The 15,326-nt window shown below is 30.2% G+C and carries 8 protein-coding genes; 7 read left to right on the top strand and 1 reads right to left on the bottom strand.

From position 1 onward, the window contains the following. Nucleotides 1-36 precede the first annotated feature (36 nt). The 6 genes from trkA to ATE90_RS02385 all read left to right on the top strand — a co-directional run bounded on the left by trkA (nt 37) and on the right by ATE90_RS02385 (nt 7,653). Nucleotides 37-1,383 (top strand): Trk system potassium transporter TrkA, encoded by a 1,347-nt coding sequence (trkA, locus tag ATE90_RS02405; RefSeq protein WP_036783548.1) that lies wholly within the window; start codon nt 37-39, stop codon nt 1,381-1,383. A 1-nt stretch (nt 1,384) separates the two neighbouring features. Continuing rightward, nucleotides 1,385-2,884: a TrkH family potassium uptake protein gene (locus tag ATE90_RS02400; RefSeq protein ID WP_036783546.1), complete on the top strand. Its 1,500-nt coding sequence runs from the start codon at nt 1,385-1,387 to the stop codon at nt 2,882-2,884. 911 nt (nt 2,885-3,795) lie between these two features. Continuing rightward, entirely contained in the window at nt 3,796-5,925 is a 2,130-nt protein-coding gene (locus tag ATE90_RS02395) for a T9SS type A sorting domain-containing protein (protein ID WP_036783544.1), read from the top strand. A gap of 18 nt (nt 5,926-5,943) precedes the next feature. Continuing rightward, nucleotides 5,944-6,114, top strand: a complete 171-nt coding sequence (locus ATE90_RS13510) for a hypothetical protein (RefSeq protein WP_172824312.1) — start codon at nt 5,944-5,946, stop codon at nt 6,112-6,114. Between the two features lie 79 nt (nt 6,115-6,193). Continuing rightward, complete coding sequence (locus ATE90_RS02390; protein ID WP_101450731.1) at nt 6,194-7,330, top strand: hypothetical protein; 1,137 nt, start codon at nt 6,194-6,196, stop codon at nt 7,328-7,330. 41 nt (nt 7,331-7,371) lie between these two features. Continuing rightward, nucleotides 7,372-7,653: a hypothetical protein gene (locus ATE90_RS02385; RefSeq protein ID WP_036783539.1), complete on the top strand. Its 282-nt coding sequence runs from the start codon at nt 7,372-7,374 to the stop codon at nt 7,651-7,653. Here ATE90_RS02385 and ATE90_RS02380 read toward each other — a convergent pair. Continuing rightward, nucleotides 7,650-9,002 (bottom strand): UDP-N-acetylmuramate--L-alanine ligase, encoded by a 1,353-nt coding sequence (locus ATE90_RS02380; RefSeq protein WP_036783531.1) that lies wholly within the window; start codon nt 9,000-9,002, stop codon nt 7,650-7,652. The two genes, ATE90_RS02385 and ATE90_RS02380, sit on opposite strands and share 4 nt — an antisense overlap. A 170-nt stretch (nt 9,003-9,172) precedes the next feature. Here ATE90_RS02380 and ATE90_RS02375 point away from each other — a divergent pair, with 170 nt between their 5' ends. Further along, entirely contained in the window at nt 9,173-15,265 is a 6,093-nt protein-coding gene (locus ATE90_RS02375) for an alpha-2-macroglobulin family protein (RefSeq protein WP_101451503.1), read from the top strand. Nucleotides 15,266-15,326: the final 61 nt, after the last annotated feature.

Raw genomic sequence — 15,326 nt, 5'->3', positions numbered from 1 at the left:
AATGATATATTTGTATTTTATTTCTATATTTTAAATATGAAAATCATTATAGCGGGTGCTGGAGATGTAGGGTTTCATTTAGCAAAACTACTATCTTACGAATCTCAAGATACTTATATTATAGATTTTGATGGTGAAAAGTTAAACTACTTAAATAACCATTTAGATGTAATTACAAAAAAAGGAGATGCAACGTCCATAAAACTTTTGAAAGAGATTGGTATTGATTCTGCAGATTTATTAATTGCTGTAACCGATAGTCAAAATACCAATTTTACAATTTCTGTAATTGGTAAATCTTTAGGAGCAAAAAAAACCATTGCAAGAATAGACAATCCAGAGTTTTTAAATGATTGTGAAGTTGACTTCAAAAAATTTGGACTAGATTTTATGATTTCTCCCCAAGAATTAGCTGCTAATGAAATAAAAATGCTCTTGAACCAATCTTCATTTAATGATACTGTTGCGTTCGAGAGAGGTTTGTTTAATGTGATGGGAACAACACTTACCTACAAATCGCCCTTAGTAGATTTAACAGTTAAAGAGGCCGCAGAAAAATTTACGAATGTAGATTTCATAACAATCGCTATCAAAAGAGAAAATGTTTCTCAAACAATTATTCCTAGAGGAGATACTGAATACAAATTAGACGATCAAGTTTATTTTTCTGTGCCCAATTATAGCATGAAAGACTTGTATCCTATAATAGGAAAAAAGCAATTCAATATTAAGAATGTAATGATTCTTGGTGGAAGTAGTATTGGCGAGAAAACAGCAAGAAATCTTTGTGAAGACAACTTTAAAGTAAAGTTAATTGAAAAAAATAGAGAAAAAGCAGAAATGCTTGCTGAAACTTTGACCAATACTTTAGTTATAAATGGTGATGGTAGAGATTTAGAATTATTAGAAGAAGAAAACATTAGAGAAACAGATGCCTTTATTGCCGTTACTGGTAATTCTGAAACCAATATTATGTCTTGCTTGGTGGCAAAATCTAAAGGAGTAAAAAAGACTATTGCTTTGGTAGAAAATATGGATTATATCGACATTTCTCAAACGATAGGAATTCAATCTTTAATAAATAAAAAATTAATTGCAGCTAGTAATATTTTTAAACACATTAGAAAAGGTGAAATTCTAGAATTAGCCAATCTTCATAATATTGATGCTGAAGTTTTTGAATTCGAAGTGCAACGGGATGCAAGAGTTACAAAAAAACCAATCAAAGATTTACGAGTACCAAAAGAAGCCGTTTTTGGTGGAATTATAAGAGACGGAAAAGCATTAATGACATATGGTGATATGCAAATACAAAATGGAGACAAAGTAATTGTATTCTGTTTACCAGAGGCCATAACAGCCGTAGAGCATTTATTTAATTAAGATGGGAACGCTTAACTTTAAAATAATTTATCGCTTCTTAGGCATTACAGCCATTATTAATGGATTGTTTATGTTTATTGCCTTCCCTTTTAGTTATTTTAATGATGAAAGCCAAGCAAGTGGAATTTTAAATGCAGGGATTATTACGGTATTTATTGGACTAATTCTCTACTTTATAAACAAGCCTACAAGCACAAATATTCAAAAAAAAGAAGGGTATTTAATTGTTACTTTAGGATGGTTAACTCTTTCCTTTACAGGAATGCTACCCTATTTATTATCTGGGGCAATCCCCAATATTTCTGATGCATTTTTCGAAACCATTTCAGGATATTCAACAACTGGGTCCTCTATTTTGACAGATATAGAATCCATGCCAAAAGGAATTCTTTTTTGGAGAAGTGCCACTCATTGGATTGGAGGAATGGGAATTATTGTTCTTACCATTGCCATACTTCCACTTTTGGGAATTGGAGGCATGCAGCTTTTTATGGCGGAAGCTCCTGGACCGTCTGCAGACAAATTACATCCTAGAATTACAGACACCGCAAAACGTTTGTATCTAATTTATGTAGTATTAACTTTTGCAGAATTTTTTTTATTAAAAGTAGCAGGCATGACATGGTTTGACGCTATAAACCATGCAATGGCTACGGTTAGTACCGGCGGTTTTTCTACCAAAAACAGTAGTGTTGCTTTTTATAACCATCTGCCATCTGTACAATATATCATTATCTTTTTTATGCTGATTGCAGGGACTAACTTTGTATTAACCTATTTTGCATTAAAAGGAAAAATTCAGAAAGTTTTTCAAAGTGAAGAGTTTAAATATTATTTATTCGGAATTATTACTATTTCGGCGATTGTAACTATTTTAATTTACTTTTTTCAAGATCCAAATTTACAGACCACAATTGCGCATCCAAAAGTTTTTGGGGAAGCAGAAAGTGCTATAAGACATGCATTATTTATGGTAACCTCTGTAGTTACTACCACAGGATTTGTGACGGCAGATTTTACAATGTGGAGCTTTTTTGCTACTAGTATTTTCTTTGCGCTCTTTTTTACCGGAGGCTCCGCAGGATCTACAAGTGGTGGTGTAAAAGTAGTAAGACATATTATTATGTTAAAAAACAGTTTTTTAGAGTTTAAAAAAGCGGTACATCCAAATGCCATAATACCTGTAAGATATGATGGTAAACCTATAAATCAGACCATTGTTTTAAACATTATTTCTTTCTTTATCATTTATATGCTTATTTTTATTTTGGCCTCAGTTACACTTACATTATTAGGATTAGATTTTTTATCTGCCCTTGGAGCTGCAGCATCGTCTCTAGGTAATATAGGCCCAGCTATAGGTTCTGTAAGTCCGGTAGATAATTTTGCTCATTTATCCGCTGGTGCCAAATGGTTTTGTTCTTTTTTAATGTTAATCGGACGTTTAGAGTTGTTTACAGTACTCATTTTATTTACACCTTTCTTTTGGCGTAAAAATTAATTGCATCTAGTTCTTTCGGTAACAAAAAAACCAATACATTCTGATAACTCCGAGCATTATTTTGAGTAACCTCTAATAAAATGAACTTCTTTTTTAATTTGTTTTCATCCTTTATGTATGAACGGTCATTACTAGTTAAAAAGAGCTTTATAATATGTCACTAATGCCACTCCTCACCTGGTCAGGTATTCGCGAAACTATTATCAAATAGGCACACTGCATAAATTATATAATCCACAAATCATACTTTACATTTCTCTTAATATTTATTTTTGATATAAATAAATTGCAGATAAAACGAGCTCATATAAACAATACAATTTCTTTTTTGTGTAACGAGTTATTGATATTCTTAATCTCCCAAACTGACTTATTATTTTTAAAGTTTAACCAGCATAGATATATACTATTTTTTGCGGAAATCCGCAGTTTTAAGAGCGGTTTACTGCTAGCTTTTAATTATTTAACAAATTATCTTTGATAAAAAATTTGTTAAGTGAGGTATTTAATTACAGAATACCAAAAATTAGTGAAGGCTAAAAACTTGAAGAATCAGAACTATTTATTGCGTTATAGTAGTCATTACAAGTTACTTAAAACAATAGCGCAAAGCTGCTCTAGAATTCACCTAAACAAGGATCAAACATGACCTAAATCAGGTTTGATATTTATCCTAACATATCTGTTTACTTTCAAATTAATTGAAAAAAATACAAACTTTTATGAGCAGTGAAAATCACCTATATCCGGAGACATCTGAGTATAAATTAGTAGTTGGCTTTATCTGTTATTAGTTAAAGATTATTTTATAAAAATTGAACCTTTCAAAGAGTAGAGGCTAGAAACTACTGTAAAAAACGGGGAAAATTCCGAAAATCCAAAGAGTAGGATAATCAAGTATTATAATTATTATGAAAAAAGAAAATTTTTTAAAAATTGCGCTTACCTTAACACTATGTCTACCATTTCACAAAATTTGTGCACAATCTGTTGTTATTACAACCATTGTTGACGGCACATTAGCCGATAGCCCATGCACAAGCGATGATAATGGCTCATTACCAAGATTTATTGAACTGTATGTGAGTGGCACAATTGATTTCCAAGGTTATGATTTAGATGTAGAATTAAATGGACCTAATTCTAGCTCTGGAGACTGGGTATCAAAAAACATTTCAGATTTAGGTACAATTACAAACCAATTTGTTTATCTGATAAAAAAAACTGACACAACAAGTTTTGAGGCTGTTTTCCCTGGTAAAACCAAAATAGGAATTAGTTTAGGCACCATTAATGGCAATGATTCTTTTAGAGTAGAGGACCCTAATGGAAATATTATTGACATATTTGGTAACCCAAGCGAAATTACAGACTCTTCTTTTTTTGGAACTTGGAGTTATAAAGATAGTTATGCAAAAAGAAAAAATGGTAAAATAGCGAATGCAGGTAACTTTAATGAAGACGATTTCTTTTATGCGGGAGAAAATGCCCTAGATAATGCAGATTGCAATTCTTTAGCAAATGCTGTTAATTTAGGCTCTTATATTGCATGGACTGGAGCAACGAATAATGCATGGACAAACGCTACAAACTGGAATATTGAAACTATTCCAGAAGCGTCTGATGATATTGTTATTCCAAATGGTTTAACTAATTATCCAACAGTATTCAGTGGAACTTCAATAACAGCAAGTAGTATTACTATTGAGTCAGGAGGAACTTTAATAGCAGAGGGCACTTCTACAGTTACTGGAGATATTACTTACAATAGAAATTTACCTACTGCAGATTCATGGTATCTTGTTTCATCTCCTGTTGATGGGGAAACCATTACTGACTTAATATCTAATCATACTTTTATAACTAGTTCTAATAATGTAAGTATAGGAATAGCCCCTTATGACAACTCTCAAACGTCTAAGACGAGCGGATGGTCTTATCAAACTAATAATTCTACTGGTGATTTAGAAAATGCTAAAGGATATTCAATACAGTTGGAAGAAGTAGGCAATCTTTCTTTTACAGGTGCGCTGAGAACGGATGATACAAATGCTAGCGTTGCTCTTGTGCAAAATGCCACAAATGGGAATAACTATAATTTGATTGGTAATCCTTATACTTCTTATATAAATAGTTCGACTTTCTTAAATACACAATCTTCAGATTTAGAATCAACTTTTTACATTTGGAACGGAACCTCATATGATACAAAAACTACAGGGACAAGCCCTGATTTTATGATTGCCCCAGGACAAGGCTTTTTTGTTGAAGCTAAAACTAGTAATCCAGTAACTTTTATAGAATCTAATCAAAGTCATAATTCAATAGATACCTTTCAAAAAAGTGATTCAAAACCGGAAATTAAATTAAATCTTACAGATGGTAAAAATAACAGAACTGCAGAAATATATTATATAGCTGAAACGAGTACTGGTTTTGACACCGGTTATGATGGAAAATTATTTGGCGGAGTTTCTAATTCCTTTGCCATTTATTCTCAATTAATTTCAGATAATAATGGTAATAATTACGCAATTCAGTCTTTACCAAATTTTGATTATGAGAACATGATTATCCCTATTGGCGTCAATGCCGCTAAAGGTCTTGAAATTAACTTTACTGCTGAAATTCTTAACTTACCTCCAGACCTAAAAGTATATCTTGAAGATAAAGAAAACAATACATATACAAGATTGGATGGAGATAATAACCACAAAATTTCTTTAACAAAAGATTTAAGCGGAATAGGTAGATTCTATTTACATACTTCTAAAAAATCAATTTTAAATGTGCAAGATTTAGCTTTAGAAAATGTAAGTATTTTCCAAGCTAACAGAGCAACTTTAACTATTGTTGGTTTGTATCATGGAAAAATAAATATAAAATTATATAATCTACTTGGTCAGCAAGTTTTAAACAATTCGTTTGAAGGAAATGGTCTGAATAATATTAGATTATCAAATATTAACAGTGGCATTTACCTTGTTCATTTAACAACGCAAACAGACGCCATTAACAAAAAAATAAGCATCCAATATTAATAAAGACCTGTATGAGACATGAAAAATCAAAAAAACACTAAAAACGAAGAAATTACTCGTAAAGATGCTATTAAAATAATAGGTAATTACAGTAAATATGCAGCTTTAACTGCATTGGGAACATACTTCATCTTAAATCCACAAAAGGCTCAGGCAGCAAGTCTTGGGGATCCAGGAACTGGATTTTAAAAAAATATTTATAAAAATACTTCGAATTTTAAATCATTTTTTTATGCGAATAAGTACAAAATAACTACTTTTATCCTGTATGAAGGAAACGACAGTACTCTATAAATATTTTGACGAAAAAACCATTTCCTGGTTTAAAGATAAAAACGAATATGTAGTTTTAGAAAATACTGCAGCTGCTATTTTAAAGAAAATAAACAGCGGGATACCAGTTAATGAAATTGCTAAAACTCTTTCAAAAGAATTGGAGATTCCTATAGAAAAATCTGTAGATTTTATTTTAGAACTTGAAAAAAAATTCTTTACAGAAAAACAGTCTGAAAACATTGAAATGGCAAATGATTTTAGAAATATTAAAAGACCCAAAAATTTTGAGTTTATAAAGTATTATAAAATCAACAACATTATTTTCAAAATTTCATTTTTAAGCGACAAAGAACTTTCTTTCGTACACCCAAAATTTGCTCATTTAGTGATGGAGGAGGTCACTGAATTTCAAAATGAGTTTGAGGTTTTCATCAATCACAACTATATTTTTCTGTATGTAAATAACACATTTATTGGCTCTTGGAGCCCAGAGAATCTTCATTATTTCCAAGGAAAATTCTCAATGGAATTGATTCAAAAGATTCATCAAAAAGAAGAAAAAGAATGGATGGGGGTTTTTCACGCATCAGCAGTTAGCGATGGTAAGAAGGCAATACTGTTTCTAGGTGATTCTGGTAATGGAAAAAGTACTTCTTTAGCCATCTTGCAAGCAAATGGCTTCACATGCTTAGCAGACGATTTTGTTCCTGTAGATGTAAAAAAACAAAAAGTGTACAGTTTCCCTGCGGCTATTTCCATAAAAAAAAGTAGTTTAGAAACTTTATTACCTATGTATCCTGAATTAGAAAGTTCTGCTGAATATCATTTTAAAAGATTACATAAAATTGTCCGTTATTTGAAACCTAATAATGATGATTTCTTTGCAAACTTACCTTGTAATGATTTGATTTTTATAAAGTACCAAAAAGATGCTACCTTAGTTTGTAATAGAATTTCGAAAATTGATGCATTTCAGCAATTAGTACCCGATTCTTGGCTTTCTCCAATAACAGAAAATGCTCAAATATTTTTAGATTGGTTTGAAAACTTAAATTGCTACCAACTTGTGTATTCTAATAATGCAGAAATGATAGAAACTGTTTCTAAAATATTTAAGAATGACCTATAAAGAAGCTTTATTTTTTTATAAGAAAATGTTTAACTATTTCGTTGGAAGCAAAAAATAGAAAAGAAATTGAAAGAGAATTAAAATCAGGAAATATAGATTGGGATGCTGTTGTAAAAGTAAGTACTGCTCAATATGTATTCCCCGCATTATATTGTAATTTAAATAGAGCAGCTTTTCTACATTATTTACCAGAGGAATTAGTAAATTATATGATTCACAAATCTATGTTGAACAGAGAACATAGAAAATGGTTAATTCTAAGAACAACATATAATGACTTGCATAAAGAAAAACTAGTTCAATTAGGTTTTAAAAAAACCTAAACCAAACGCTTAACTTCTTCAAAATCTAGACCTCCATAATTGCCAGAACTCATTAAAACCACAGCAGATTTTTCTAAGTCCTGTTTCAATAAAAACTGTTTGAATTCTTTCGGATTTGTATAAATAATCAAATCATCTCTTTCAAAAGCACTCGCTATTTGTTGTTCCGTAACTTCTTCTAATTGTTTAATTTTTACAGCATCTGGAGAATAAAAAACAACCGCCTTATCCGCAAAATCTAATGCCCCTTTATATTCTGATAAAAATTCAGCATTTAAGCTAGAATAGGTATGTAATTCTAAACAAGCTAAAACTGTTCTTTCAGAATATTGTTCTTTTACCGCCTTTGTCGTTGCTGCTACTTTACTTGGTGAATGTGCAAAATCCTTAAAAATTACAGTTGACTGGCTTTCTACAATCTTTTCCAAACGCTTACTTGCTCCGTTAAAACTTGCAATAGCCTCATAAAAATCATCTTCATCAATTCCCATGTGCTGGCAGACCCATTTCGCACCTGCTAAATTTTGCAAGTTATGTTTACCAAAAATTTCTAGAGGCAAATCTCCTTCTGAAGTTTCTAGATAGGTAATTCCGTTTTCTATAAAATGATCTGGAGTTTTATATGGATATTTTTTAATATGATTTTCTGAAGATTCAACAACCTCTTTTACCTGTTCATCTTCTATATTGTACACCATACTTCCTCCATTGATCATGGAATCTGTAAAGATTCTAAACTGTTCTACATAATTTTCAAACGTAGGAAACACATTGATATGATCCCAAGCAATACCGCTTAACAAAGCAATATTTGGTTTATACAAGTGAAATTTCGGACGCATGTCAATTGGCGAACTCAAGTATTCATCCCCTTCCAAGACAATAAAATCATTTTCTTCTGTTAAATGAACCATGGTTTCAAAACCTTCTAATTGCGCACCAACCATGTAATCAACTTTTTTATCGTGATAATTTAATACATGTAAAATCATTGAAGTAATCGTAGTTTTTCCGTGAGAGCCACCAATTACAACGCGTGTTTTATCTTTCGATTGTTGATATAAAAATTCTGGATATGAATAAATTTTCAATCCTAATGCTTGGGCTTTTAACAATTCTAGATTGTCCTTCTTTGCATGCATGCCTAAAATAATAACATCTAACTCTGATGAAATCTTCTCTGGAAACCATCCAAATTCTTTAGGAAGTAAACCGTATTTCTCTAATCTAGATTTTGATGGATTATGAATTGCGTCATCACTTCCAGAAACTTGGTATCCTTTTTGGTGTAAAGCAATTGCTAAATTGTGCATTGCACTTCCTCCAATAGCAATAAAATGAATGTTCATATAAAAGAATTATAAAAAGTAAAAATACAAAAGCTTTCTGCAATATTAATTATCTTTAGAACGAAACTCGATTAAAAACTAGGTTTAAGAACTCAAAAGATCTATTTACTAAATATAGCACGTTTTACAAACGGATGAAAGCGCATTTTGGTAATACAAATCTATTAATTATGAAAAAAATTACAGCAACTTTATTAATGATTATCTTCTTTACTTTAATCATGAATGCACAAAATGATTTTAAAGACCTTTGGCTGAAAGTTGAGCAATTTGAGGCAGATGGTTTACCAAAATCCGCATTACAAATTGTGCAAGAAATCTCTATAAAATCAGATAAAGAAAATAATAATCCCCAAATTATAAAATCTCTTTTTTATAAAAGTAAATTTTCTTTAAAACTAGAGGAAGATGCTAAGCTAAGAGTTATAAACAACTTTAAAAAACAAATTTCTATAAGTAAATTCCCAACAAAAAATATTTTACAGAATATTTTAGCAAATCTATATTGGCAATACTTTAAAGAGAATTTATACAAATTCTATAATAGAACAAAAGTCGAATACAAGATTGACTCAGCTGATTTTAGAACTTGGGATATAAATACCTTATTTAAAGAAATTCACACTTATTTTGATACTTCTTTGATGCAGCCGGAACAACTTCAGCATATTAAAATTGAAGAATTTGCTGATATTTTACAAATCAATAAAGAATCTAGCATTTATAGACCAACACTCTATGATTTTTTAGCGAATAATGCTTTACAATTTTATAAATCTTCAGAAAATTCAATTACAAAACCGTCTTATAAATTGGTGATAAATAATGCTTCATTTTTAAAGGGTGCACATACTTATTCTCAATTAAACATAACTTCAAAAGATAGTCTCTCTTTGCAATTAAACGCACTTAAACTATATCAAAACCTTATTGATTTTCACCTCAAAGAAAATAATAAAAATGCACTTTCAGAAATTGATATCCAAAGATTAAACTTTGTATACAAACATTCAAATTTTAATGAAAAAGAACCCATCCTACTAAATACTTTACAAACTTCTAAGAAAGAAATTACAAACCATAGCGCTAGAGGTTTATATGCTTTTGAAATTGCGAATTTGTTCAAAAAACAAGCGAACTTAAATACATCTGAAACCAAAAAAAATAGATTTAAAAACGAAAAAGTAATTGTTATTTGTAATGAAGTAATCAATAAGTATCCAAACAGTTTCGGAGCTAAAAAGTGTCGTATTTTAAAATCTCAAATTGAAGAAAAAACACTTTTTATAAAAGCTGAAGCATATATACCCATCGGAAAAAATTCGAGAGTATTAATTACTTATAAAAATCTTGATACATTATTTTTTTCGAGCTATAAAATCAATCTAAAACAACAATTAACATTTAATAAATTGTACAAATTAGAAGAGAAAAAAGCTTTTCTAAATAAGCTTGAAAAAAGTAAAACTTGGCAACATCAATTAAGAAATGAACACGATTATTTACAACACACAACAGAAGTAATTGTTCCAAAATTTGACAATGGAATTTATTTAATTCTTGCTTCAGAAACTCAAGATTTAAAAAAGAATTCTATGTTTGGGGTCTCTTATATTCAAGCAACTAATTTAAGTTTAGTCGAAAATACTTTTGAAGGAAAGTATAATTATCAAATTGTACACAGAAATACAGGAGAACCTATAAAAAATGCAAACATATATCTTAAAAGTACTTATAAACAAAAAGGTGTATCAATAGATAAAAAATTAATTACAGACAAAAACGGGTTTGCTTATTTTAAAAGTAAAGATTATTACAGAGATGTTTTAATTTCAGTAACAACGAAGGATGATAGTGCCCATTTCGAAAATCATAATTTATACAATCAAAGTAATCAGAAGAAGCATCATACCGAGGAAATTACATTGGTTAAATCCTTTATTTTTACCGATAGAAGCATTTATAGACCTGGCCAAACGATCTATTTTAAAACAATTGCAATTAAAAAAAAAGGTAACAAATCTGAAGTTATTAAAAATGAATATGTTGAAGTTATTTTAAAAGATGTAAATAATCAAGAAGTCAAAAAAGTAGATTTAAAGCTGAACGAATTTGGATCTGTTGCTGGTGAATTTATAATTCCAAATAATGGCTTAACGGGTGAATACTCAATAACCTCAAAACTACAAAATACAAATTCCGAAGAATTAGGCTTAACCTTTGATAAGTATTTCTTTTCTGTCGAAGAATACAAAAGGCCAAAATTTGAAACTAAATTTAATCCTACAGAAAAAAGTTTTAAAATCAACGATATTATTACGATTAAAGGTTTTGCAAAAACTTTTTCAGGTGCTAATATTACAGATGCAAAAGTGGTATATAGGGTTTATAGAAAAGCACAATATCCAAACTGGTATTCTTGGTACAGACCAAATCCTATAAGTGAAACTCAAGAAATTACAAACGGAGAAAGTAGCACAGATACATCAGGAAATTTTGAAATAAAATTTAAAGCCATTCCTGATGAAAATGTTTTAAAAGAAAATCTCCCCGTTTTTAATTACGAAATCACAGCGAATGTTACAGATATTAATGGAGAGACTAGAAGTGCATCAACTATTGTAAAAGTCGGGTATCACACTTTAATCGCAACTATTTATACACAAGATAAGATTGATAAAAACAAAAAAGAGACCGCTTTAAAAATTGATACTAAAAACTTAAATGATGAGTTTGTAACAGCCAAAGGAAGTATCAAAATTTATAAATTAAAATCACCTAAAAACCCTCTTAGAAAAAGACCGTGGCCTACTCCTGATTATCAAGATATTTCAGAAAATACCTTCAGAACTTTATTTCCGCATGACGCCTATACAGGTAATGAAAGTGATGAAAATAAATGGAAAAAAGGAGAGCTAGTTTTCAGTATAAACTTTGACACATCAATCTCTAAAGAAATTATTCTAAAAAATACTAAAAACTGGATTTCCGGAAAATACATGGTTGTTTTAAATAGCAAAGATAAGTTTGGCCAAGAAGTAAAAGATGAAAAAAGGTTTACCCTCTTCTCATCAAAAGAGAAAAAAATTCCAGATAACAAATTGTTTTTTATCAATACAAATAAAACGTTTTATGAGATTGGAGATGAAGTAGAATTACAAATTGGTTCTGCTTCAAAAAACATGAGTGTTTTTGTTCAAATTGAGAAAGATCATAAAATTGTAGATACACAAATCATCAAACTAAACAATTGTACAACAACAATTAAAGTTTCTGTGCATAAAGAAGATATTGGCGGATTTGCAATTAAATATCACTTTGTAAATTATAATTATTTTGAAAGTGGAAACGTACTAATTAGTGTTCCTGAAAAACAGGAAAGTATCGAAATTGAAACCAACATTTTTAGAGACAAATTACAACCAGGACAAAAAGAAACTTGGAGTTTTACCGTTAAAAACGACAAAAATGATGCACTTACAGCAGAAGTTTTAGCTTCTATGTACGATGCTTCTTTAGATGAATTTAAAGCGCATAATTGGAAATTCAACCCAATAACTCCCAAAACTAATTATTACTCCTACAATGTTTCTAAAGCAAATACTAGTTTTAAAAACACTCGTTTTAATATCCAAAATAATCAAAGAAAGTATTTTGGACTTCCATCAATCGCAAACGAAAACTATAAATGGTTTGGTTTTAGATTTGCACGAAATAGGAATTTTATGATGAAAAGAATGTCTGGTATTTCCGAAAAAGGAAAAACGGATGAAATTGAAATGGCAGATGGACTAGAGGTTGAAGAACTTGAAGAAATAGCTTTCATGAAAATTGAAGATAATACCAAAGAAAAAATTTCTTTAAAAAAGATACAAATACGAAAGAATTTTAAAGAAACTGCTTTCTTTTTCCCTCAATTAAAAACCGATAAAAATGGAAAAGTAAGTTTTTATTTTGTGATGCCAGAGGCGTTAACAAGATGGAAATTACAATTATTAGCGCATACAACTGATTTAAAATCGTCATCAAAAACATTGCAAACAATCACTCAAAAAGAATTAATGGTGGTTCCCAATGTACCAAGATTCTTGCGTGAAAAAGATACAATTACATTGAGTGCTAAAATCACCAATTTAACCAACAATCAATTAAGTGGTATAGCGAAGCTCCTATTAACAGATGCTATTTCTGGGAAAAAAATAGATATGGAATTTCAAAATACAAATTCCACCAAAAGTTTTATTGTTGATAAAGATGGAAACACAAATGTTTCTTGGCAAATCTCAATTCCTGAAACTGTACAAGCAGTTCAATATAAAATTGTTGCAAATTCGGGTGCTTTTTCCGATGGCGAGCAAAATGTATTGCCCATTTTAACAAACAAAATGTTGGTTACAGAAACACTTCCTATTTGGGTTCGCTCAAATCAAACTAAAACATTTACCTTCGATAAGTTGAAAAAAAAGACTTCATCAACTTTAAAGAATCATAAGTTGACCTTAGAAATGTCCTCAAATCCTGTTTGGTATGCAATTCAATCTTTGCCCTATTTAATGGAATATCCGCATGCATGCTCAGAACAAATGTTTTCTAAGTATTATGCAAATACGCTAGCGAGTTTTGTAGCGAATTCCAATCCTAAAATTCAAGCAGTTTTTGATGCTTGGAAAACTTCTGACGCTTTACTATCTAGCTTAGAAAAAAATGAGGAATTAAAATCAATCATCATTCAAGAAACCCCTTGGGTAAGAGATGCAGCATCAGAAACTGAACAGAAGAAACGAATTGCAATGTTATTCGATCTATCAAAAATGAAAAATGAGCAAGAAAGAACAATTCATAAATTGCAAGATATTCAAATGGATTCTGGCGGGTTTCCTTGGTTTAAAGGCGGTCGATATGAAAGTAAGTTTATCACGCAACATATTGTTACAGGTTTTAGCCATTTACAAAAGTTAGGAATTACTGATTTTAACAAAACAACTACAAACATCATTGAAAAAGCTCTTGAGTATTTAGACAGCGAATTTTTAGCGGTATATACACAACTATTAAAAAGAGCCTCAGAAATTAAAGAAAGTTCAAAAACAAAAAAGAAAGGAGAAATAGCTTACAAAGAGTTTTTATCAAAAAATAATTTAAATTATTTTTTAATTCAATATTTGTACATGCGAAGTTTTTATGCGAATATTTCATTGGATGATAAAACTCAAGCGGCAGTTGATTATTATCAGAATCAAACTACAAAATATTGGAATGAATTTAATTTATACGCCAAAGGTCAAATCGCGTTGTCACTTTTTAGAAATGAAGAAAAAGCAGTTGCTAATAAAATTATAAAATCGTTAAAAGAAAATTCTATTACTTCAGATGAATTAGGAATGTATTGGAAAGAAAATACTGCTGGATTTCTCTACTATCAAGCTCCTGTGGAAACGCAAGCTTTGATGATTGAAACTTTTTCTGAAATCGAGAATGATAAAAAAACCATAGATAATCTAAAAATTTGGTTGTTAAAAAATAAGCAAACCAACAACTGGAAAACCACCAAAGCAACTACGGAAGCTATATATGCCATCTTATTGAACGGCAATGATTGGTTTTCCATTACAGAAATGGTAAATATTAAAGTCGGTAATCAAAAAATAAATACTGCAGAAATGCCAGCTGTAAAACTAGAAGCTGGAACAGGTTACTTTAAAACTTCTTGGAATGGAGATCAAATTAAACCCGATATGGCCGAAGTCACCATCAATAAAAGAGGAACCGGAGTTGCTTGGGGAGGTTTGTATTGGCAGTACTTTGAAGATTTAGACAAAATTACCTCTGCAGAAACTCCTTTAAAAATCAATAAAAAATTATTCCTAAAAGTAAATTCTGATGCTGGCAAAGAATTAAAAGAAATCGATAAAAATACGAAGTTGAAAGTAGGTGATTTGATTACTGTCCGAATTGAATTAAGAAGTGATAGAAATATGGAATTTATACGTATGAAAGATATGAGAGCTTCTGGTGTTGAACCAATACATGTGTTATCAAAATACAAATGGCAAGACAATTTAGGCTATTATCAAAGCACAAAAGATGCTGCAACTAATTTCTTTTTTGATCAATTACCAAAAGGTATTTATGTTTTTGAGTATGATATAAGAGTAAACAGTACTGGCGATTTCAGTAACGGAATTACAACTATACAAAGCATGTATGCGCCAGAATTTAGCAGTCATTCTGAAGCTGTAAGAATTAAAGTATTTAATAATTAGAAAAATATTTTAACAAAACTATAAACGTATTGGTTTCTTTTAGAAAAGCTAATTTTTAAAT

Source organism: Polaribacter sp. Hel1_33_96, from assembly GCF_002846595.1.
Taxonomy (GTDB): domain Bacteria; phylum Bacteroidota; class Bacteroidia; order Flavobacteriales; family Flavobacteriaceae; genus Polaribacter.
This window is presented reverse-complemented; position numbering and strand designations above follow the sequence as displayed.